This window comes from Micromonospora sp. NPDC005710 (assembly GCF_040630995.1).
Taxonomy (GTDB): domain Bacteria; phylum Actinomycetota; class Actinomycetes; order Mycobacteriales; family Micromonosporaceae; genus Micromonospora.
In genome coordinates, this window is sequence record NZ_JBEXYP010000032.1 from 18,033 (window position 1) to 38,545 (window position 20,513).

Genomic DNA, 20,513 nt, shown 5'->3' on the forward strand with positions numbered 1-20,513 from the left:
TCATGACTGCCGCAAGCGAGCCGGCGCGGGGCGCCGGCGTACCGGCCGGATCCCGCAGCCATCGGGGGGACACCCGCGCGAAGACGAGCGCCGCGGCGACGTTCGCCCTGGTGTTCGGAGTGGCCGGTCTGTTCAGCGTGTTGACGGCGATCCTCGCCTGGTTGGGGCTGATCCTCGGCATCATCGGGATCATCCTCGGCATCGTCGGCCTCAAGATGGCCCGCCGACCCGGGGTCACCGGCCGGGGCGTGTCGATCGGCGGCCTGGTGCTCAGCATCCTGGCGGTGCTGATCGGGCTCGGTCTGGCCGCGGGGATCACCACGTTCGTCAACAACGACAACGCGGTGGACCGCCTGCAGACCCAGGTCGACAAGCTGCGCGACAAGCTCGACTGACCGGCGGCGGGCACTGGCGGAAGTCCCAGTAGGGTGGGCGGCGTGCTCCGCCAGGTCACCGCGATCCGTTACGTCACCCCGCTGCGCGAGGGTGGGTCGCTGCCCGGCGTGGTGGAGGCCGACGACCTGGGCACCTACGTGGCGAAGTTCCGCGGCGCCGGGCAGGGGCCCAAGGCGTTGATCGCCGAGGTGATCTGCGGCGAGTTGGCCCGCCGGTTGGGGTTGCGGGTGCCACCGCTGGTCGTCCTCGACGTCGACCCGGTGATCGGGCGGGCCGAACCCGACCAGGAGGTGCAGGAGCTGCTGCGCAGCAGCGGCGGCGCCAACCTCGGGATGGACTTCCTGCCCGGGGCGTTGGGCTTCGACCCGGTGGCGCACCCCGTCGACGCGGCACTGGCCTCCCGGGTGCTCTGGTTCGACGCGTTCGTGGAGAACGTCGACCGGAGTTGGCGTAACCCGAACCTGCTCGTCTGGCACCGGGAGCTGTGGCTGATCGACCACGGCGCCTCGCTGTACTTCCACCACAACTGGCCGCGTGCCGAGGCCGCCGTGCACCGGGCCTACCGCGCGGAGGACCACGTGCTGGCGCCGTACGCGACGCGGCTGGCCGAGGCCGACGCCGAGCTGGCCCTCCAGGTCACCCCGGAGCTGCTCACCGAGGTGCTGGCCCTGGTGCCGGGGGAGTGGTTGACCGCCGCCGACTTCGAGACGGCCGACGCGGCGCGCGGCGCGTACCTGGATCACCTGTCCCGCCGGGTCGCCCGCACGGCCGACTGGCTGCCATCGGGGAGCGGGGCATGAGGCAACCCTTCGAGTACGCGCTGATCCGGCTCGTGCCCCGCATCGAGCGCGGCGAGCAGATCAACGTCGGGGTGTTGCTCTACTGCCAGCAGCGCGACTTCCTGGCCGCGCGGACGCACCTGGACGCCGATCGGGTCCGCGCGTTGGCACCCGACGTCGACCTGCCGGCGGTGGCCGCGGTGCTCGACTCCTGGGACCGGACCTGCTCCGGTGACGGGCCGGCGACCCGGATGCGGCTCGGTGAGCGCTTCCACTGGCTGGCCGCACCACGCAGCACGATGATCCAGACGGGGCCGGTGCACACCGGTCTCACCGTCGACCCGGCGGCCGAGCTGGACCGGCTGATGGCGACCCTGGTCCGCTGAGCCCAGGCGGGGCGGTCGTCCCCTGATCGCGCTACGCCAGCGCCGTTGCCGGCGGAGCGCGATCCCCCGTTCAGGTGCCCGGTGCGGGGCGGCGGCCTGGTCCCGCCGGCACCGATGGCATCAGGATCGTCGTCCGCGCACGGCGTCGGGCCGGAACGACCGGGAAGTTGCGGAAAACTTGAGCCGGCGGACCGGTATCCGAGAGCGCCTGGGCTGTCGTTAGAGCGTGCCCGCAGCGGGTAGTCGCGGGAGCTGATCCGAGACGAGAAGGGGACACTCTGATGGCTGCCCAGACCAAGGTAGCGGTGATCTACTACAGCGCCACTGGCACCACGTACCAGATGGCGCAGGCCGTGTGTGAGGCCGCCGGGGACGCCGGCGCCGACGTGCGCCTGCGCAAGGTGCACGAGCTGGCTCCGGATGAGGCGATCCGCTCGAACTCCGGTTGGCAGGCGCACCAGTTGGAGACCCAGGACGTGCCCGAGGCGATGATCGACGACCTGGCCTGGGCCGACGTGGCGATCTTCGGTGCGCCGACCCGGTACGGCATGATCGCCGCCCAGCTGAAGCAGTTCATCGACACCACTGGCCCGCTCTGGTCCCAGGGCGCGCTCGTGAACAAGGTCTACTCCGCCTTCACCTCGACGGGCACCTCGCACGGGGGGCAGGAGACCACGCTTACCTCGCTGTTCAACGTCTTCTACCACTGGGGCGGTGTGGTGGTCACCCCCGGTTACACCGACACCAGCCAGTTCATCGCCGGCAACCCGTACGGCGCCTCGCACACCAGCAACAACGGGGAGATCGCCCCGGACGCCGTGGCGCTCGGGGCCTGCGCCCTCACCGCCCGACGGGCCGTGCTGCTGGGCACCGCGCTGAAGGCGGGCCTGGCCGGCTGACCGGTGCGGGCGACCGGTGGCGCGGGCGGGGGCTCTCGGCCCGTCCGCGCCACCGGTCGCCCCAGCCCTACCCGCGGCCCGGGGCGACTATGCGCCGGTGCGGGTCACGGACAGCTCGTCCGGGCGCGGCGCGGGCAGTAACTCGGTGAGCAACTCGCTGAGCACGGCGAGCCCGTCCGGGCTGAGCACCGACTCCGCGTGGAACTGCACTCCGGCGAAGCCGCGCCCCCGCAGGGCGTGCACGGCGCCGTCACCCGGGTCCCGGGCCAGTTCCACCGGCCCGTACGCGGTGGTCAGCCGGTCGGCATCGGCGCGGGCGGTGAACGTCGAGTAGAACCCGACCCGGCGGGTGCTGCCGAACACCGGCACCTCCCGCTGCAACCCCTGATAGGGCGCGTCCCGGCGGTCCAGGGTCAGCCCGAGCAGCCCGGCCAGCACCTGGTGGCCGAGGCAGACCGCGAGGGTGGGACGTCCGGTGGTCAGCAGCCCGGTCAGCAGCGTGCGCAGCGCCACCATCTTCGGCTCGTCCGCGCTCCCCGGGTCGCCGGGCCCGGGACCGGCCACCACCAGGTCGTAGTCGTCGACCGGGCTGCTCGCGTGCCACGGTCGGGTGGTCACCGCGAGACCCAACGCGCCCAACTGGTGGGCCAGCATCCCGGTGAAGGTGTCCTCGGCGTCCACGATCAACACCCGGCGGCCGACCAGCCCGGGAAGTCCGGGTGCGTCAGGTGACCGCTGATCCAACCAGAACCGCGCCAGCGGGGCGTTGCGCGCGGCCAGCGCGTCGCGTACCGCCGGGTCGTCGGCCAGCCGCGCGACCGGCCCGCGGTCGCCGACGGTCGCCGCCGGCCCCAGGCCGAGCGCGGCCAGCACCCCGGCGGCCTTGGCGTGCGTCTCGGCCACCTCGCCGGCCGTCGTCGAGTGCCGCACCAGGGTCGCGCCGACCGGCACCCGCAGTCGCCCGGCGGGGGAGATCTCGGCGGTCCGGATCAGGATCGGCGCGTCGAGGGTCTGCCGGCCGGACACGTCGTGGCCGAGCAGCGCCAGCACGCCCCCGTAGTAGCCCCGGCCCCGGCGCTCGTGCCGGGCGATCACCCGGCAGGCGTTCTCGATCGGGCTGCCCGTCACGGTGGGGGCGAACATCGTCTCGCGCAGCACCTCCCGTACGTCGCGGGTGCCCCGCCCGGCGAGCAGGTACTCGGTGTGCGCCAGGTGCGACATCTCCTTCAGGTGCGGTCCGATCACCTGCCCACCGTGCTCGGCGACGGTGGCCATCATCTTCAGCTCCTCGTCGAGCACCATGTACAGCTCTTCGATCTCCTTCGGGTCGGCGAGGAAACGCAGCAGTGCCGCCCGGTCCGCGACGCCACCGGGGTAGCGGAAGGTGCCGCTGATCGGGTTCATCATCACCAGCCCGTCGTCGACGCTGACGTGCCGCTCCGGGCTGGCGCCGACGAGCGTCCGGGTGCCGGTGTGCACCACGAACGTCCAGTACGCGCCGCGCTCGGCGATCAGCAGCCGGCGCAGCGCGGCCAGCGCGGCACCCAGCGGCGGGCCCTGCACCGTGGCGTGCAGGGCACGGTGGATGACGAAGTTCGCGCCCTCACCCCGGCCGATCTCCTCGGCCAGCACCCGCTCGACGGTCCGCGCGTACTCCTCGTCGCTGACGTCGAAACCGGCGTCGCTGGTGTGGATCGGCGCGTCGGGCAGCGCGGCGAGGGCGTCGGCGAGCGCGATCCGCTGGTGCTCGCGGATCTGGAGGAACTCCAGCGGGGCACCGTCGTCGACACACGCGAAGCCACGTTCGGTGATCTGCCGGTACGGCACCACTGCCAGCGTCCGCGCTCCGGGCGGACCGGGCGGCAGCGGAAGGTCGCCGAGCGCCTCGACGGTGTCGACCGGGCCGGTGAACAGGTCCAGGTGCTCCGCGCCCTCGCGGCGCAGCAGCGCGAACGGGCCGGGGTCGACGCCGCGGGTGACGGCGGCGAGCAGGTCGGTCAGGTGTGTCATCGGAGTCTCCGTAGGGCTCGGTGCCGCCAGCGAGGCGGCCCTCCGGCCGGGAGATCCGGCGACCGCCTCGATGGCGGCCGCGTGGTGGGAGCTACGCGCGGGGGATGGCCGCCGGATCGGCGGGCCACCAACTGGTCAGATGCGCGAGCACGTGATCCACCCTACGCGCCCGTCGGCCGGCTGGCACGGGGTAACTTGACCGTCGATGAACATTCTCGCGCTCGATCTGGGCACCTCCTCGGTACGCGGGCTGGTGCTGGACGCGGACACCCAGCCGCTGCCCGGCGCCCTGGCCCGTCGCAAGGTCGACCTCGCCATCGGCGACGACGGCACCGGCACGCTGTCCGGTCGGGACTATCTGGCGAGCCTCGTCGAGTGCCTGGACGAGCTGGCCGGCTCGGGGCACCTCCAGGACGTCGGCCTGGTGGCGGTCTCCGCGCAGTGGCACTCGGTGCTTCCGCTGGACCGCGACGGGGCCCCGTTGGGCCCGGTGGTCACCTGGCTGGACACCCGGCCCGCGCCGGTGGGGCGTACCGCCGGACCGGCGGACCCGGACGGCTTCCACCAGCGCACCGGCTGCTGGTGGCACCGTTCGTACTGGTCGATGCGGTTGCCCTGGTTGCGGGAGCAGTCCGGCACCCCGATCGCCAGGTTCGTGGGCCTGCCCGAGTACGTGCTGGGCGAGTTGCTCGACGACGCGCCGATGTCGGTGTCCCAGGCCTCCGGGACGGGGCTGCTGGACCTGCGCACCCTGCGCTGGGACGAGGAGGCGCTGACGCTCGCCGAGGCGCGGCAGACGGATCTTCCACACCTGGGCGGGTTGGACTGGCACGGCCGGCTCCGGGTCGACCTGGCTCGTCGGTGGCCGCAGTTGGCGCAGGCCCGCTGGACACCGCCGGTGGGCGACGGCGGGGCGTCGAACGTCGGCTCGGGCTGCGTCGACCCGAGCCGGGCCGCCGTCACGGTGGGCACCTCCGCTGCCGTACGGCTGATGCAGCGGATCCCGGCCGGCGAGCCGATGCCCCGCCTGCCCGAACGGTTGTGGCGTTACCGGGTCGACCACGACCACGTGGTGACCGGGGCCGCGTACGCCAACGGTGGCAACCTCTTCGCCTGGGCGGACCGGGAGCTGCGGTTGCCCCGGGGTGCTGAGCTGGACGCGGCGTTGGCGTTGGTGCCGGCGGGCGGCGGCCGGCCGGCGAACCCGCGCTTCGGTGGGGACCGGGCGCCCGGGTTGGCGCCGGCGGGCAGCGGTGAGGTGCGTGGCCTCAGCTTCAGCACCACATCGGTGGACATCCTGGCCGGGCTGATGCAGGGGCTGTGTGAGCTGGTCGCCGAGGATCTCGGGGTGTTGGAGTCCACAATCGACAAGCCGGTCGGCGTGGTGTTGGGCGGTGGTGCGGTGGCCGCCTCGGTGTGGTGGCGGCAGGCGTTCGCCACCGCGCTCGCCCCGCGGCCGGTGTCGCATCAGCGCAACCCGGAGATCGGCGCGACGGGTGCCGCGTTGGTGGCGCTGGGGCGCTTCGGTGACGCGATGGAGCTCGCCGACATCGGCCGGACGGATGAGCTGGTTTTACCGACCACGGCAGGAGGTTCCCACCCGCAGTATCCTTCCTGAACCTCCGCCTCGCCCGGGCCGTTGACAGCGGTACCGAGCCTGGTTGGATGGACTGCGCTCCCCCGACCGGGTTGGACGCGGTAGGACGGAGGAGGCAGGGTGGCGGCAGGTCCCGACCCGGCGAACGGCGCGGTGTCGAACCATCGCCGACGCCGCTTCGACGTCCGGGTCGTTCCGCATCGACGGCGGTCGCCGTTCCGGCTGCGCGACTGGCGGATGAGCACGAAGCTCGCCACGGTGCTGCTGGTGCCGTCGATGGCGTTCCTCCTGCTCGCCGGCGTGCAGACCAGCACGCTCGTGGGGCGGACGACCGCGTTGAACGACTTCTCCAGTCAGGTCGGCATCGGCCGGCAGATCACCGCGGCGGTGCACCAGCTTCAGCAGGAGCGCGACCGTTCTGCGGGGGAGCTGGGTGAGCTGCGCAAGGGTGGCGACCGGCAGGCCACGGCGAACGACCTCAAGCCGTTGCAGGCGGCCACCGACAGGGCCATCGTGGAACTGAGCCGGGCCGCCGAGCCGCTGGCGGACGCGGACGCGTCCTGGCGGGTCGCCTTCTCCGAGGCGTTGGAGGCGTACGACCAGGTGGTCGACATCCGTTCGGCGATTCCGCCGGCGGTGCTCAGCAGTGAGACCATCCTGGGCAACTACCACCGGGCCGTCGGGGCCTTGCTCGACCTGCTCGCCGAGCCGACCCCTGGTCAGAACCAGCCGGCGTTGAACGACGCGGTGTTGCGTTATGTCCAGTTGGCCCGGGTCAAGGAACTGTCCTCCCGGGTGCGGGCCCAGCTCTACGCCGCCTCCCGCGCCGGTGCGTACGGCACCGAGGACCGGGTGGTCCTTGCCGACCTGCGCGGTCAGCAACTCACCGCGCTCGGGGCGTTCCGGGTGGCCGCGACGAGTGCGCAGATCCAACGCTACGACGAGACGTCGGTGTCGCCGATGTTCCTGGTCGCCACCGGGTTGGAGGAGCGCAGCCTGTCCTCCGGTGGGGCGTCACCGCAGGTGCTGCCGTCGGAGCAGTGGTGGTCGGCCAGTCAGCAGCGCCAGGAGCTGCTGCGTCAGCTCGAGGCGGGTGTGCTCGACGACGCGATACGGCAGGCCGAGGAGGCCAGTGACGATCAGCTGCGGACGACGCTGCTGGTCGTCGGCGGGGTCGTCACGGTCCTGCTGGTCGCCCTGCTGATCTCGCTGCTCATCGGTCGGTCGGTGGCCCGGTCGATGCGGATGCTGCGCAGCCAGGCGCTGCGGATCGCCCAGGTCGAGCTGCCGGACGCCCTGGACCGCCTGAAGACCGTCACCGGTGGGGTACCCCGCATCGACGTCGCACCGGCGGTGGTCCGGTCGCTCGACGAGATCGGCGAGCTGGCCGAGGCGTTCGTGGCGGTGCACCGCAGCGCGGTCACTGTCGCCGTCGAGCAGGCGTCGATGCGGCGCAACGTCAACGCGATGTTCGTCAACCTGGCCCGCCGCAGCCAGGTGCTGGTGGAGCGTCAGCTGGAGCTGCTGGACGACCTGGAGCGCGAGGAGAGCGACCCGGACCAGCTGGAGAACCTGTTCAAGCTGGATCACCTGGCCGCCCGTATGCGCCGTAACGACGAGAGTCTGCTGGTGCTGGCCGGCACCGACTCGACCCGCCGGTGGAACCGGCCGGTCGGCCTCGGGGCGGTACTGCTGGCCGCCGCCGCCGAGATCGAGCAGTACCAGCGGGTGCGGATCGAGGCGGTGGCCGACGTGTACGTCGTCGGGCACGCCGTCGGCGAGTTGGTGCACCTGCTGGCCGAGTTGCTGGAGAACGCCACGGCGTTCTCCCGTCCGGACACGGTCGTGGTGGTCACCGCCCGGGTCGAGGCGGGGGCACCGCTGATCGAGATCGTCGACAGTGGTCTGGGCATGAGCCCGGCCGCCCTGGTGCAGGCGAACGAGGTGCTGGCCAGCCCTCCGGCCGCGGACGTCGCCGCGGTGGAGCGGATGGGGCTCTTCGTGGTCAGCCACCTGGCGGCCCGGTTGCGCGTGCGGGTGCGGTTGGAGGGCGGCGAGGACGGTCTGGTTGCCCGGCTGGCGCTGCCCACGGAGTTGTTGGCGCCGGCGGGCAACGTGGAGCTGGACGCGCCGCCGTCGGCGCGGATGCTGGCGGCGAGCGCGGCGCGGGGGGTGGCGGCGCCGTCCGGCGGTGTCCGGCAGGCCGGTGCCGCGGTGCCGCTCGGCGTGGTGCGGGACCTGCCGGTGGCCGGCCGCCCGCCGGGCGTCGGTGTGCCGCGTCAGGGCCGCCCGGGGCCGGTGCGCGCCGAGGACGTGTTGACCCCGGCCGCTGCTCGCGGGGCGGGCGGGGGTTGGTATTCGCGGCAGGGCCCGCCGGTGCCGGCGGTGCCCGCTGCGGCGGCGCCGCCGAGCATCCCGGTGACCGGCGGCACCAACGAGAGGGGACTGCCGGTACGGGTGCCGATGGCGCAGTTGAGCGCTGTCACCCGTTCCGCGCAACCAATGACGGCACCGACCCGCACCGACCCGGACCCGGAGGCGGTCGGCGGCATGCTCTCGCGGCTTTACAGCGGGGTGCGGCGCGCCGAGGCTGAGGACACCACCGAGATACCCGTGCCACCGTCCGGGGGGCACGACGAAGGGGGACGACGACAGTGACGACGTTGAGCCAGGAGGCGCGTGACCTGAGCTGGCTGGTGAGCGCGTTCGCGGAGCGGGTGCCGGGTGTGGCGCACGCGGTGGTGGTCTCCTCCGACGGGCTGCTGGTGGCGATCTCCGATCACCTGCCGCGTGACAACGCGGACAAGCTCGCCGCGGTGACGTCCGGGCTGATGAGCATCACCGCTGGCGCGGCGTCGATGTTCGACGGCGATGTCGTCAAGCAGACGGTGGTCGAGATGGGCCGCGGCTACTTCCTGGTGATGCAGATCCGCGACGGGTCGATCCTGGCCACGTTGGCCGCGGGTGACGCGGACATCGGTGTGGTGGGCTACGAGATGGCCCGGCTGGCCAAGCAGGCGGGGGAGATGCTCACCCCGGCCCTGCGGGCGGAGTTGCAGCAGGCGCTGCCCCGCTGAGTGAGCCGGCCGAGGCCCGGACGGTCACCGGCTCACCCGAGCCGAGCCGTCCGGGCCCGGCCGTCCGGGTGGCGGCGCCTTCAGAAGCCGCCGTCGGCGATGACGGAGCGGTACCAGGCGGCGGAGTTCTTGAGCACCCGTCGCTGGGTGGCGTAGTCCACGTAGACGAGGCCCCAGCGCTGTTCGTACCCCTGGTCCCACTCGAAGTTGTCGAGCAGTGACCAGACGTGGAAGCTCTCCAGCGGCACCCCGTCGGCGATGGCCCGGTGCGCGGCGGTGAGGTGGTCCCGCAGGAAGGTGATCCGACCGTCGTCCTGGACGGTGTCGTCCGCGCCCAGGGTGTCGGGTGTGGGCAGCCCGTTCTCGGTGATGGTGAGCGGGATCGGGCCGTATTCGCGGGTGACCCGGGTCAGCAGGTCGTACATCCCCTCGGGGTAGATCTGCTGCCACTCGGCCTCGGAGGTCGCCCAGCGGTGCGTGGTGCCGCCGTCGGCGGTGACGTAGATCGGGGTGTAGTACTGCACGGCGAGCAGGTCGACAGGCGCGGAGATGATCTTCAGGTCGCCGTCGCGGATGCCGGTGACCATCCGGCTCTGCGGGCCGAGGTCGGCCAGCAGGTCCTCCGGGTAGCTGCCCTTGAACAGGGAGTCGAGGTAGAGGCGGTTCTCGTAGCCGTCGTAGAGGTGGGCGGCGGCGGCGGCCTGCGGGGAGTCGTCGGCGGGGTAGCAGGGGTGCAGGTTGAGCGCGGGGCCGATCCGACTGTCGCTGCCGGTGGCCCGCAGCGCGCCGACGGCCAAGCCGTGGGCGAGTTGCAGGTGGTGGGCGACGAGGTAGGCGGCGTCCGGGTCCTGCCGGCCGGGGGCGTGGTGGCCGGTGAGGTAGCCGTTCTGCACCACGGTCTTGGGCTCGTTGATGGTGAGCCAGGCCGGCACCCGGTCGCCGAGGGCGCGGAAGACCACGTCGGCGTAGTCGGCGAAGCGGTGCGCGGTGTCGCGTGACTCCCAGCCGCCGGCGTCCTGCAGTGCCTGCGGGAGGTCCCAGTGGAACAGGGTGGCCATCGGGCTGATTCCGCGCTCGTGCAGGCCGTCGAGCAGGCGGCGGTAGAAGTCGAGGCCGCGTTGGTTGGGTGCGCCGGTGCCGTCGGGTTGGATGCGGGGCCAGGAGATGGAGAAGCGGTAGCTGCGCAACCCGAGGTCGCGCATGAGGTCGAGGTCCTCGGTGTAGCGGTGGTAGTGGTCGATGGCCACGTCGCCGGTGTCGCCGTTGCGGGTGCGCCCCGGGACGCGGCTGAAGGTGTCCCAGACCGACTCGCCGCGCCCGTCCTCCTTGGCGGCGCCTTCGATCTGGTAGGCGGAGGTGGCCGCGCCCCAGCCGAAGTTGTCCGGGAAGCGCAGCGGGCCGGCGGGCCCAACAGGTATCGACATGGATTCTCCTCATGGATACGGGGCCACCGCCGAAGGATTCGGGAGCGCTCCCATGATAGGGCAGACGCTGCCGCCCGGTCAGCCGGCCGTCAGAACGGCCGGCGCTGGCGGGTGGTGGCGGATGTGGCCCCGGGCAGCGAACGAGGCCGTCCGGGCGGCGCGGCGCGCCTGTCCCGTCGGCCTCTTTTCCTATCGTGTACGGGGGTTTAGTGTGGGGACGGGGGAGGGCAACCCCCGTCCCCACCGTAACTGCACACACACGGGCGGAATTTGGGTCCTGCCGTGCGTGTCGCGCGGGAGCCGGGCCACGCGAGTGGCTCTGGTTCCACCTCCCTCCCTGTGGCGGGACGATGGCTGACGACGGCGTCCGGGCTGGCCCGTCGTCGGCCCTCGGTCTGGTTCCCTGGGCTCGTCAGAGACGTTCCCAGCGATCTTCTTGTTGGAACCTTGTCGATGGAAGCGCTCCCATCGACCGATGTTGCGACTGTAACGCCCGTCACGCCTTTGTGAAAGCCCCAAAACGAGATCGAAACAAGGATCTGATCCAGCGCTCCGTGCGCTTGTTGTGGGAGCGCTTCCATGGCAGACTGTCGATTCGACGCGACACGAGCCACATCGCGTGAGTGCGGGTCCACCGAGGGCAGACCGGCAGCGCCAGCTCCGGTCACGGTCACCCGATCAGCCGGCGGGACCCCCTCCCGCGCAGGCCGCACCGCCCCACCCCGGCCGGGCCCGGGGAAGCCACCTTCCCGGCGCCTCGACATCCCCGCGGACCACCACCCACGCGGGCAGGCGCCTCGCCGGGGACCGTCCCGGCCTGGTCCGAGGAGACACCGCGCACATGAGACAACTGGCAATACGCCGCCGCGTGGCGCTCGCCGCCGCCGCGCTGCTCGCCATCGGCGGGGTGACACTGCCTGCCGGCGCCGCCCAGGCCGCACCCGCCTGCGACGTGGTCTACGCGACCAACGACTGGAACACCGGCTTCACCGCGAACGTCACCATCAAGAACCTGGGCGACCCGGTGAGCAACTGGACGCTCAAGTGGACCTTCCCGAACAGCGGTCAACGGGTCACCCAGGGCTGGTCGGCCCGGTTCAGCCAGACCGGCAGCGAGGTCACCGCGACGAACGAGTCGTACAACGGCAACCTCGGCACCGGGGCCTCCACCACCATCGGCTTCAACGGCGCCCACACGGGCAGCAACCCGAAGCCCACCTCGTTCACCCTGAACGGCACCCCCTGCAACGGCACCCCGGCCAACCAGCCGCCGACGGTCTCGCTCGGCCTGCCCAGCGGGCCGTTCACCGCGCCCGCCGACGTGCCGCTGACCGCCACCGCCAGCGACCCGGACGGAACGATCAGCAAGGTCGAGTTCTACCGCAACGGCCTGCTGATCAACACCGACACCTCCGCCCCGTACGCGTACACCCAGGAGGACCTGCCGGCCGGCAGCTACACGGTGCAGGCCAAGGCGTACGACAACGCCAACGGCATCGGGGTCGACGAGAAGGCGTTCACCGTCGGCGCCGCCACCGGCCCGACGCTGGTGGCCACCCCGTCCGCGGTGAGCGTCGCCGAGGGTGGCACCGCCACCTTCACCCTGAAGCTCAGCGCCGCGCCGACGGCCAGTGTGCCGGTCACCCTGACCCGCACCGGCGACTCCGACATCACGGTCTCGCCGACCACCGCCACGCTGACCTCGAGCAACTGGAACACCGGGGTCACCGTCACCGTCGCCGCGGCAGAGGACACCGACACCGCCGGTGGTGCCGCCACCATCACCGCCTCCGCCACGGGTCTCGCCTCGCTGGCGGTCACCGCCACCGAGATCGACAACGACACCCCCGGCGGCGACAACACCTACATCGCGAAGTTCCTCGAGCAGTACGGCAAGATCAAGAACTCGGGCTACTTCAGCCCCGAGGGCGTGCCGTACCACTCGGTCGAGACCCTCATCGTCGAGGCGCCCGACCACGGTCACGAGACCACCTCGGAGGCGTTCAGCTTCTGGCTCTGGCTGGAGGCGAACTACGGGCGGGTCACCCAGAACTGGGCCCCGTTCAACAACGCCTGGACCGTGATGGAAAAATATATAATTCCGAATCATTCAGACCAGCCCACGGCCGGGTCCGCGGGGACGCCGCAGTACGCCGCGGAGTACAACCTGCCCAGCCAGTACCCGTCGGCGCTGAACCCGAACATCTCCGTCGGTCAGGACCCGCTCCGCGCGGAGCTCCAGTCCACCTACGGCACCGGCGACATCTACGGCATGCACTGGCTGATGGATGTCGACAACACCTACGGCTTCGGCCGCTGCGGTGACGGCACCACCAAGCCGGCGTACATCAACACCTTCCAGCGCGGCACCCAGGAGTCGGTCTGGGAGACCGTTCCGCAGCCGTCCTGCGACACCTTCAAGCACGGCGGTCAGTACGGATACCTCGACCTGTTCGTCAAGGACACCGGCGCCCCCGCCAAGCAGTGGAAGTACACCAACGCCCCGGACGCCGACGCCCGCGCCGTGCAGGCCGCGTACTGGGCGCTGACCTGGGCCAAGGCCCAGAACAAGCAGGCCGACGTCGCCGCCACCATCACCAAGGCCGCCAAGATGGGCGACTACCTGCGGTACGCGATGTTCGACAAGTACTTCAAGAAGATCGGCAACTGCGTCGGGGCGAGCACCTGCCCCGCCGGCAGCGGCAAGGACTCGGCGCACTACCTGCTGTCCTGGTACTACGCCTGGGGCGGCGCGTACGACACCAGCCAGAACTGGTCCTGGCGGATCGGCTCCAGCCACAACCACTTCGGCTACCAGAACCCGTTCGCGGCCTGGGCGCTGACCAACACCCCGGAGCTCAAGCCGCAGTCGTCGACGGCGGTCGCCGACTGGACCAAGAGCTTCGAGCGCCAGCTGGAGTTCTACACCTGGCTGCAGTCCGCCGAGGGCGGCATCGCCGGTGGCGCCACCAACAGCTGGGACGGCAGCTACGCCCAACCGCCGTCGGGCACCAGCACCTTCTACGGCATGTTCTACGACGTCGACCCGGTCTACAACGACCCGCCGTCGAACCAGTGGTTCGGCATGCAGGCCTGGTCGATGCAGCGCATCGCCGAGCTGTACCTGCAGACCGGCAACGCGAAGGCCAAGGCGCTGCTGGACAAGTGGGTGCCGTGGGCGATCGCCAACACCACTGTCGGCACCAACTGGTCGATCCCGTCGGACATGGCGTGGACCGGTCAGCCGACCACGTGGAACCCGTCCAACCCGCAGCCCAACACCAACCTGCACGTCGAGGTCACCGTGAAGGGCCAGGACGTCGGCGTCGCCGCCGCCTACGCCCGGACCCTGATCGCGTACGCGGCCAAGTCGGGCAACGTGTCGGCGAAGACCACCGCCAAGGGGCTGCTCGACGCGCTGTCGGCCGCCAGCGACGCCAAGGGTGTCTCCACCACCGAGAAGCGTGGCGACTACCGGCGCTTCGACGACGTCTACAACGCCTCCACCGGGCAGGGCCTCTACGTCCCGCCGGGCTGGACCGGGAAGATGCCGAACGGCGACACCATCGCCGCCGGCAAGAGCTTCCTCGACATCCGGTCCTTCTACAAGAACGACCCGGACTGGCCCAAGGTGCAGGCGTACCTGGACGGTGGCCCGGAGCCGGCCTTCAACTACCACCGGTTCTGGGCGCAGGCTGACATCGCCATGGCGTACGCCGACTACGGCAGCCTGTTCCCGAACGGCTGAGACGACCCGGGGTGGGTGGCGTGGACCGCCCACCCCGGGGTCCGGCCCGGGTCCGAGAAACGACGGACCGGGGCTGGCGGACGGCCTGACACCCACGGTCAGGCCGGGGTGGGCCGGCCATCTGGCCGACGCAGCGGATCGGCCGGCCCACCCCACCGCCCGGACTGGAGCCAGCCGCGAAAAAGCCCAGAAATTCGGGCCGTCGCGGGATCACAACGAGGTCTGTGACGGAGTAACGTACGTCACCGGAGAGGCCGCTCCCCCCGTGGCGGCCTCTCCACTTATTTGCCCCGAGACCGGCGTTCCGTCCGCCCCTCGGTCGGGCCTGGTCAGCGGGGCGGCGCGACCGGGTGACGCAACCCCGGGTGTCCGGGTGGCAGCGAGCGCCGCAGCACCACCCAGCTCAGGGCCAGTGCCGCGGCGACCAGTGGCCAGGTCAGCGCCACCCGGGCCACCACCAGCGCGAGCACCTGCCCGCCCAGGTAGAACGGCACGAACACGGCGAGCCGCAGCAGGTAGGTCGCCGTCCACACCCAACTGGCCCGGCTGTACCCACGCAGCAGCGCCCTGTCGCGCCGCCACCGCGAGCGTTGGCCCAGCACCGCGCCGACCAGCACGCCGAGCAGTGGCCAGCGCACCACGATGCTGACCGTCCACGCCAGAGCGCTCGCGGCGTTGGACAGCACCTGGATCAGAAAGAAGTTCTCCGCCCGGCCGGTGCGTACCGCGATCAACGCCGCGACGCAGACGGCCAACAGTCCGATCAGCACCGACCGCGGCCGGTCACCCCGACGCAGTCGTACGCCGGCCACCACCGCACCCACCGCCAGCGCCGCGCCGACCCCACCCCACAACGACTCGCCGCCCACCAGCCAGCCCACCGCGAACGCCAGCGGCGGCAGGGTGGCGTCGATGGCGCCGCGTCGCCCGCCGAGCAGATCGGTGAGCGACTCGGCCCGCGCCGGCTCTCCCGGCCCGGTGTCGGTGCCGGCCGGCGCCGGTGCCCGCGCACCCGGGTCGTCGCCCCCGCGCTGCTCCGGACCGGGCTCGGCCGGGCCACTGTCACGCTCCGGTGTTCCGCCCATCACCGCCTCCTCGCCTCCGGCACAACCTAACCGGCGATTGACGGCGGGCCACCGATCGGAGCGCCGACACCTGCCGCTACGGTGTGCGGATGCGCGCGACGGCACGGGGTTGGACCGCGGTCTGGTTGGTCGTACTGGCCCTCGTTCAGGCGGCTGCCTTCCTCGCCGTGTGGCGGGTGGCCGTGCACTCCGAGGTCGGTCAGTGGGTGGACACTGTCGCCCTCACCGGCAACCGGATCGGCCAGGACACCATCGACGGTCCGGTCGACCGGATCCTCAACGCGATGTCGGTGGTGTCGCTGCTGGCCGCCACCGCGACGATCGGGTTCATCGCGCTGATCCGGGGGCGGATCGCCCTGGCGATCACCGCGACCCTGCTGATCGCCGGAGCGAACGTCACCACCCAACTCCTGAAGTACGGGCTGAACCGGCCCGACTACGGTCTCGACCCGGAACGCGCCGCGGTGGGCAACAGCCTGCCCAGCGGGCACGCCACGGTGGCCGCCTCGGTGGCTGTCGCGCTGATGCTCGTGCTGCCGCGCAAGGTGCGGGCCGCCGGCGCCTTCATCGGTGCCGGTTACGCCGCCGCCGCCGGGGTCGCCACCCTCTCCGCCGGCTGGCACCGGCCCAGTGACGCCGTCGCCGCGTACCTCGTGGTGGGGGTGTGGTCGGCGTTGGCCGGGCTGCTGCTGCTGGTCACCCAGCGGGAGCAGGCCGAGATCGCCCCGGGCGACGCGCACCGGATCGCGGTGCTGGTGCTCGGGCTCGGCGGTGTGCTCGCCCTGGTTGCCTGCGGGCTCTCCCTGTCCTGGTTGCTCGACCTGCGCGACACCGGGCCGGAGGAGCTGGCCCGGCGTCCCCTGTTCGTCGGGTACGCGGGCAGCGCCGCCGGGATCGCCGGCACGATGGCGGTGGTGATGGCGTTGACGCTCACCGTCGTGCACCGGCTGGTGCCCCGGGTCAAGGGCTGAGCCGACCGCCGCCCCGCGCAGGGTGGACGGTCGAGGTCAGCTCGCGGAGCGGGGCGCGGGGACGTGCGGGGCGACCCCGCGCAGGTGCGTCAGCACCACCGGGTCGATCCGCCCCGGCACCAGCCGCTCCTCCAGGTTCTCCAACCCGGCCCAGGACACCAACGCCGCTTCCGTGCCGTTCTCGTGCACCGGATGGCCCAGCGCGACGAGCAGCGCTGCCACCTCGGCGGCGACCGCGCCGCTCAGATCGAGCAGGGTGGCCGGGTCGGGCCGGCCGAACAGCATGGTGTGCACCGCGAGCAGGCGACCCAGCTCGCTGACCGGGTCCGGGTGGTCGTCCACGCGAAGGTCCACCACCACGTCGCTGGTGCCGCCGTACCCGCCGCCGCGCTCGACCACCAGCAGGCCGGCGCTCTGCCGCCCACGCCGGTCGCCCCCGGCCTCGTCGCCGGCGCGCAGCGCGGCGACCAGCCGCTCGGCGAACGGCAGCGCCGTGCCGGCCTGCCAGGCCGCGCCGAGGGCGTCGACGACCTCCGGGCCGGTGAGCACGTTGCCCTGGGCGGCCCACCCGTCGCCGGTCCGCCCGCCGGCCCACTGATGGCAGGCCGACCCCGTCCAGGTGGCACCCGCGCCGGTCCGGCCCACGACGCCGACCTGGCGGTGCTCCCGCTCGGGGTCGGCGGCGACCAGCCCGGCCACCACGTCGGCGGCGGCCACCCCGGTGCGCAGCAGGGTGAGGCCCTGCGGGCGGTAGGCGAGGTTGACGTGGGCCTGGGTGGCCACCGCACCCACCTCGGCGGCGGCGGCCGGCACCAGCGCCCCGGCGGCGAGGAACTTGCTGGCGACGGCCACGCCGTGCAGGCGGCCGTCGGCGGAGCGGGCGACGAGCGAGAAGGTCACCGGGCGAGAGTAGCCGCCCGCGCCGGCGCGCTGCGAGGCTCAGAACGGTGGCGCGGCGGGCTCCGGTGGGGCGCCGTGGGCCCGGCGGCCGTCGGCCACCGCGACCGCCGCCAACACCACCACCCCGACCGCCGTCGCGACCAGACCGGGCAGGTGCAGCAGCGGCACCGACGACGCCACGAGCACCGCGAGTGCGATCCACCGGGACGGGGAGACCCGCGCGAACACCTCGTACTCCAGGCGGGCGCGGCCGGCCAGGAACAGGGCCGGACCTCCGAGCACCATGGCCAGCCACGGGCCCGGGATCCGCTCCAGCGGGTGCTCGATGATCAGCTCGTATCCGATGGCGGTGGCGGCGAGACCGATCACCATCAGCAGGTGGGTGTCGGCCGCCGAACGGCCGATGCTGGCGGGGTGTCTGGCCTTCATCACCGCCTCGCCCAGGATCCGCCCGGCCCGCTGCACATAGATGCGCCACAGCATGATCGAGGTGGCCAGCGCGAACGCGAACGCCCACGCGTGCGACATCTCGTACGGCACCGTGCTGTACGCGAAACCCGCCACCAGGATCGTCTCGCCCAACGCGACGAGGAAGAACTGCTGGTACCGCTCGGCCAGGTGCTCGCCGGCGATCTCCCACTTGGAGATCCTCGAACGGCCCAGGCCGGGCACCGGCCAGCCGCAGCGGGCGGCCAGGTACTCGACGAGCAGCGCCGCCGCCCAGAGCAGCACCTGCGCGTTCCCTCCCAGCAGCGCACCGCTGATCCAGAGAACCCCGCTGGCGGCGAAGATCACCGCCATCCGCACCTTCAACCGGCGGTACCGGTGTGCCCCCAGCGCGATCGAGAGGATCACCGGCCGGGTCACCTGCGCGATCACGTACGGCACCGCGAACAGCAGCGCGGTCTCGCTGAACGCCCGGGGGATCGCGACCCCCATCAGCATGCTGCACACCAACGCGGTGATCACCACGGTCTGCAACGGCACCCGGTACGGGTCGTACCGGCTGGTCGTCCACGCGGTGCCCTGCCACACCGCCCAGAGGGCGAGGAGCAACAGCAGCGTCTTGCCGCTGCCGGTGACATTCCCCCAGGCGTGCTCCGGACCTGGGTCCTGGGTCAGGTCCTCGAACGCGCGCGCCGAGATCCGGGTGAGCGCGAAGACGAAAACCAGGTCGAAGAAGAGTTCCAGGAAGGTGGCCCGGCCCGGCGGGGACGCCGCGGGAACCGGCTCCAGGTGTCCCGCCGCCCTGGAACCCATGGTCAGCGGCCTGCGCCGTCGGTCCGGTCCACCACGAAGTCGTAACACCTCCCGCTGCGGCGTACGGCCCGAAACCGGCGATTCTGCCCAGTCCGGGGATCTTGCTCGGACCCGCGTCAACGGGCACGATCGGTCAGTGACGAATCGATGGGGCATGACGGTGCCGTTGGGCGGGATCGCGCTGGCGCACCACGACGCGGCCTACGCGGCCCTCGACCGGGCCGGGTTCACCGACGTCTGGTCGTCCGAGGTCGCCGGGACCGACGCGTTCACCCCGCTGGCGCTCGCTGCGGCCTGGCAGCCCGGGCTGCGACTGGGCACCGCGATCACGCCGGTCTTCACCAGGGGCCCCGGGTTGCTGGCGATGAGCGCGGCGGCACTGGCCGAGGCCGCGCCGGGCCGGTTCTCGCTCGGCATCGGCGCGTCCTCTCCCGTCCTCGTCCGGGACTGGAACGCGGTGTCGTTCGACGAGCCGTTCCGCCGCACCCGCGACGTGCTGCGTTTCCTGCGCGCCGCGCTGAACGGGGAAACCGTCGACGAGGCCTACGACACGTTCACCATCCGCCGGTTCACGCTGGAGCGACCGCCGGCGGTGCCACCGCCGATCATGCTCGCCGCGCTGCGCCCGGGAATGCTCCGGCTGGCCGGCGCGGAAGCCGACGGGGTCATCCTCAACTGGCTCAGCGCCGACGACGTGCCCCGTGCCCTCGCCGAGCTGGGCGAGCGGCGCGCCGACTTCGACGTCGCCGCCCGGATCTTCGTCTGCCCCACCGAGGACGCCACGTACGCGCGGGCGCTGGGCCGCCGGCTCATCACCAGCTACCTGACCGTCGGAGCGTACGCCGATTTCCACCGTTGGCTCGGCCGCGACGAGACGCTCGCGCCGATGTGGGCTGCCTGGGCCGCCGGTGACCGGCGCGGCGCCAGCGCGGCGGTGCCCGACGAGGTGGTCGACGCGCTGGTGCTGCACGGCTCACCGGAGCGGTGCCGCGCCGAGGTGCGCCGCTACGCCGACAACGGGGTGGACGTGCCGATCCTGGCGCTGCTGCCCACCCCCGAGGTCACCGCCGGCGGCACGGGCACGCTGCTCGACCTCATCGCCCGGTTGGGCACCACCGCCGCGGAGGTGTCCGCGTGAACCTCACCGACCGGATCGTGGTGGTCACCGGCGGGGCCGGCGGCATCGGCGCGGCGCTCGCGCGCCGGTTCGCCGCCGAAGGTGCCGCCGCCGTGGTGGTCGCCGACCTGGACGCCGAGGCGGCCGACGCGGTGGCCGAGGGCATCGGCCCGGTCGCGCACGCCATCGCCCTCGACGTCACCGACGAGGAGCAGGTACGCGAGCTGGTCGCCGACACCGAGCAGCGCTACGGCCGGATCGACCTGTTCTGCGCCAACGCCGGGGTGACAACCGGCGGGGGAGTCGAGGTCGACGACGCCGGTTGGGACCGGGCGTGGCGGGTCAACGTGCTCGCCCACGTCTACTCGGCCCGGGCGGTGCTGCCCGGGATGCTCACCCGGGGCGGCGGGCACCTGCTGCACACCTGCTCGGCGGCGGGTGTGCTGACCGCGGTGGGCGACGCCGCGTACACGGCGACGAAGCACGCCTCGGTGGGGTTCGCCGAGTGGCTGGCCATCACCTACCGGGACCGGGGCATCCGGGTCAGCGCGCTCTGCCCGCAGGGGGTGGACACCCCGATGCTCGCCGACGGGCTCGCCGATGGTCACCTCGGCGCCCGGGTGGTCGCCGCGTCCGGTGCGGTGCTCACCCCGGACCAGGTCGCCGACGCGGCCGTCGCCGGGCTGGCCGAGGAACGTTTCCTGATCCTGCCGCATCCCGAGGTCGCCGACTACGCGCGCCGCCGCGCCGAGGACCCGGACGGTTGGCAGGCCGGCATGCGCAAACTCATCCGCCGGCTGACCGCCTGACCCGTCACCGCAGCGGCACGCGTCCGGTGGCCAATGCTGGTCCACGCTCTGATGA

The 20,513-nt window shown here is 72.4% G+C and carries 16 protein-coding genes; 11 read left to right on the forward strand and 5 right to left on the reverse strand.

The window, feature by feature from the left end; all coding sequences use genetic code 11:
* Nucleotides 1-2: 2 nt before the first annotated feature.
* From ABZ406_RS28855 to wrbA, 4 genes are all read left to right on the forward strand, one after another.
* The gene (locus ABZ406_RS28855) at nucleotides 3-395 is read left to right on the forward strand and encodes a hypothetical protein (protein ID WP_357768290.1); all 393 of its coding nucleotides are present in this window, start codon (nucleotides 3-5) and stop codon (nucleotides 393-395) included.
* Nucleotides 396-437: 42 nt separating this feature from the next.
* Nucleotides 438-1,196, forward strand: coding sequence for a HipA family kinase (locus ABZ406_RS28860; protein WP_357768293.1), 759 nt, complete (start codon nucleotides 438-440; stop codon nucleotides 1,194-1,196).
* Nucleotides 1,193-1,561, forward strand: a complete 369-nt coding sequence (locus tag ABZ406_RS28865) for a DUF3037 domain-containing protein (RefSeq protein ID WP_091404117.1) — start codon at nucleotides 1,193-1,195, stop codon at nucleotides 1,559-1,561. Before ABZ406_RS28860 ends, ABZ406_RS28865 begins: the two co-directional genes overlap by 4 nt.
* A gap of 281 nt (nucleotides 1,562-1,842) precedes the next feature.
* Entirely contained in the window at nucleotides 1,843-2,460 is a 618-nt protein-coding gene (gene wrbA, locus ABZ406_RS28870; protein ID WP_357768297.1) for an NAD(P)H:quinone oxidoreductase, read from the forward strand.
* Between the two features lie 87 nt (nucleotides 2,461-2,547).
* Here wrbA and ABZ406_RS28875 read toward each other — a convergent pair whose 3' ends face one another.
* Complete coding sequence (locus ABZ406_RS28875; protein WP_357768300.1) at nucleotides 2,548-4,470, reverse strand: anthranilate synthase family protein; 1,923 nt, start codon at nucleotides 4,468-4,470, stop codon at nucleotides 2,548-2,550.
* A 205-nt stretch (nucleotides 4,471-4,675) separates the two neighbouring features.
* Between ABZ406_RS28875 and ABZ406_RS28880 the strand changes: the two genes are divergently transcribed.
* The 3 genes from ABZ406_RS28880 (at nucleotide 4,676) to ABZ406_RS28890 (ending at nucleotide 9,144) form a co-directional block, all read left to right on the forward strand.
* Nucleotides 4,676-6,088, forward strand: a complete 1,413-nt coding sequence (locus tag ABZ406_RS28880; protein WP_357768303.1) for an FGGY family carbohydrate kinase — start codon at nucleotides 4,676-4,678, stop codon at nucleotides 6,086-6,088.
* A gap of 99 nt (nucleotides 6,089-6,187) precedes the next feature.
* The gene (locus tag ABZ406_RS28885) at nucleotides 6,188-8,725 is read left to right on the forward strand and encodes a nitrate- and nitrite sensing domain-containing protein (RefSeq protein WP_357768306.1); all 2,538 of its coding nucleotides are present in this window, start codon (nucleotides 6,188-6,190) and stop codon (nucleotides 8,723-8,725) included.
* Nucleotides 8,726-8,730: 5 nt separating this feature from the next.
* Nucleotides 8,731-9,144, forward strand: a complete 414-nt coding sequence (locus ABZ406_RS28890) for a roadblock/LC7 domain-containing protein (protein ID WP_196925059.1) — start codon at nucleotides 8,731-8,733, stop codon at nucleotides 9,142-9,144.
* A gap of 80 nt (nucleotides 9,145-9,224) precedes the next feature.
* On the opposite strand, the gene ABZ406_RS28895 is transcribed toward ABZ406_RS28890, so the two are convergent.
* Nucleotides 9,225-10,568, reverse strand: coding sequence for a GH1 family beta-glucosidase (locus tag ABZ406_RS28895; RefSeq protein WP_357768309.1), 1,344 nt, complete (start codon nucleotides 10,566-10,568; stop codon nucleotides 9,225-9,227).
* Nucleotides 10,569-11,409: 841 nt separating this feature from the next.
* On the opposite strand from ABZ406_RS28895, the gene ABZ406_RS28900 reads away from it, so the two are divergent.
* Nucleotides 11,410-14,316, forward strand: a complete 2,907-nt coding sequence (locus ABZ406_RS28900; RefSeq protein ID WP_357768312.1) for a glycoside hydrolase family 48 protein — start codon at nucleotides 11,410-11,412, stop codon at nucleotides 14,314-14,316.
* A gap of 329 nt (nucleotides 14,317-14,645) precedes the next feature.
* On the opposite strand, the gene ABZ406_RS28905 is transcribed toward ABZ406_RS28900, so the two are convergent.
* Complete coding sequence (locus ABZ406_RS28905) at nucleotides 14,646-15,401, reverse strand: DUF3159 domain-containing protein (protein WP_357768315.1); 756 nt, start codon at nucleotides 15,399-15,401, stop codon at nucleotides 14,646-14,648.
* A gap of 83 nt (nucleotides 15,402-15,484) precedes the next feature.
* On the opposite strand from ABZ406_RS28905, the gene ABZ406_RS28910 reads away from it, so the two are divergent.
* Nucleotides 15,485-16,372 (forward strand): phosphatase PAP2 family protein, encoded by an 888-nt coding sequence (locus tag ABZ406_RS28910; RefSeq protein WP_357768318.1) that lies wholly within the window; start codon nucleotides 15,485-15,487, stop codon nucleotides 16,370-16,372.
* A 36-nt stretch (nucleotides 16,373-16,408) separates the two neighbouring features.
* On the opposite strand, the gene ABZ406_RS28915 is transcribed toward ABZ406_RS28910, so the two are convergent.
* Both ABZ406_RS28915 and ABZ406_RS28920 read right to left on the reverse strand, forming a co-directional pair.
* Nucleotides 16,409-17,272, reverse strand: a complete 864-nt coding sequence (locus ABZ406_RS28915) for a DUF1028 domain-containing protein (protein WP_357768321.1) — start codon at nucleotides 17,270-17,272, stop codon at nucleotides 16,409-16,411.
* A 39-nt stretch (nucleotides 17,273-17,311) separates the two neighbouring features.
* Entirely contained in the window at nucleotides 17,312-18,532 is a 1,221-nt protein-coding gene (locus ABZ406_RS28920) for a low temperature requirement protein A (RefSeq protein WP_357768324.1), read from the reverse strand.
* Between the two features lie 154 nt (nucleotides 18,533-18,686).
* On the opposite strand from ABZ406_RS28920, the gene ABZ406_RS28925 reads away from it, so the two are divergent.
* Together ABZ406_RS28925 and ABZ406_RS28930 are read left to right on the forward strand one after the other, a co-directional pair.
* Complete coding sequence (locus ABZ406_RS28925; protein ID WP_357768353.1) at nucleotides 18,687-19,670, forward strand: LLM class F420-dependent oxidoreductase; 984 nt, start codon at nucleotides 18,687-18,689, stop codon at nucleotides 19,668-19,670.
* Nucleotides 19,667-20,458, forward strand: a complete 792-nt coding sequence (locus ABZ406_RS28930; RefSeq protein WP_357768327.1) for an SDR family oxidoreductase — start codon at nucleotides 19,667-19,669, stop codon at nucleotides 20,456-20,458. Before ABZ406_RS28925 ends, ABZ406_RS28930 begins: the two co-directional genes overlap by 4 nt.
* Nucleotides 20,459-20,513: the final 55 nt, after the last annotated feature.

What these genes read in the sequence shown, in the direction of transcription:
- ABZ406_RS28855 (WP_357768290.1), top strand. Translation starts at nt 3, where the DNA reads ATGACTGCCGCAAGCGAGCCGGCGCGGGGCGCCGGCGTACCGGCCGGA.
- ABZ406_RS28865 (WP_091404117.1), top strand. Translation starts at nt 1,193, where the DNA reads ATGAGGCAACCCTTCGAGTACGCGCTGATCCGGCTCGTGCCCCGCATC.
- wrbA (WP_357768297.1), top strand. Translation starts at nt 1,843, where the DNA reads ATGGCTGCCCAGACCAAGGTAGCGGTGATCTACTACAGCGCCACTGGC.
- ABZ406_RS28875 (WP_357768300.1), bottom strand. Translation starts at nt 4,470, where the DNA reads ATGACACACCTGACCGACCTGCTCGCCGCCGTCACCCGCGGCGTCGAC.
- ABZ406_RS28880 (WP_357768303.1), top strand. Translation starts at nt 4,676, where the DNA reads ATGAACATTCTCGCGCTCGATCTGGGCACCTCCTCGGTACGCGGGCTG.
- ABZ406_RS28895 (WP_357768309.1), bottom strand. Translation starts at nt 10,568, where the DNA reads ATGTCGATACCTGTTGGGCCCGCCGGCCCGCTGCGCTTCCCGGACAAC.
- ABZ406_RS28900 (WP_357768312.1), top strand. Translation starts at nt 11,410, where the DNA reads ATGAGACAACTGGCAATACGCCGCCGCGTGGCGCTCGCCGCCGCCGCG.
- ABZ406_RS28905 (WP_357768315.1), bottom strand. Translation starts at nt 15,401, where the DNA reads ATGGGCGGAACACCGGAGCGTGACAGTGGCCCGGCCGAGCCCGGTCCG.
- ABZ406_RS28920 (WP_357768324.1), bottom strand. Translation starts at nt 18,532, where the DNA reads ATGGGTTCCAGGGCGGCGGGACACCTGGAGCCGGTTCCCGCGGCGTCC.
- ABZ406_RS28925 (WP_357768353.1), top strand. Translation starts at nt 18,687, where the DNA reads ATGACGGTGCCGTTGGGCGGGATCGCGCTGGCGCACCACGACGCGGCC.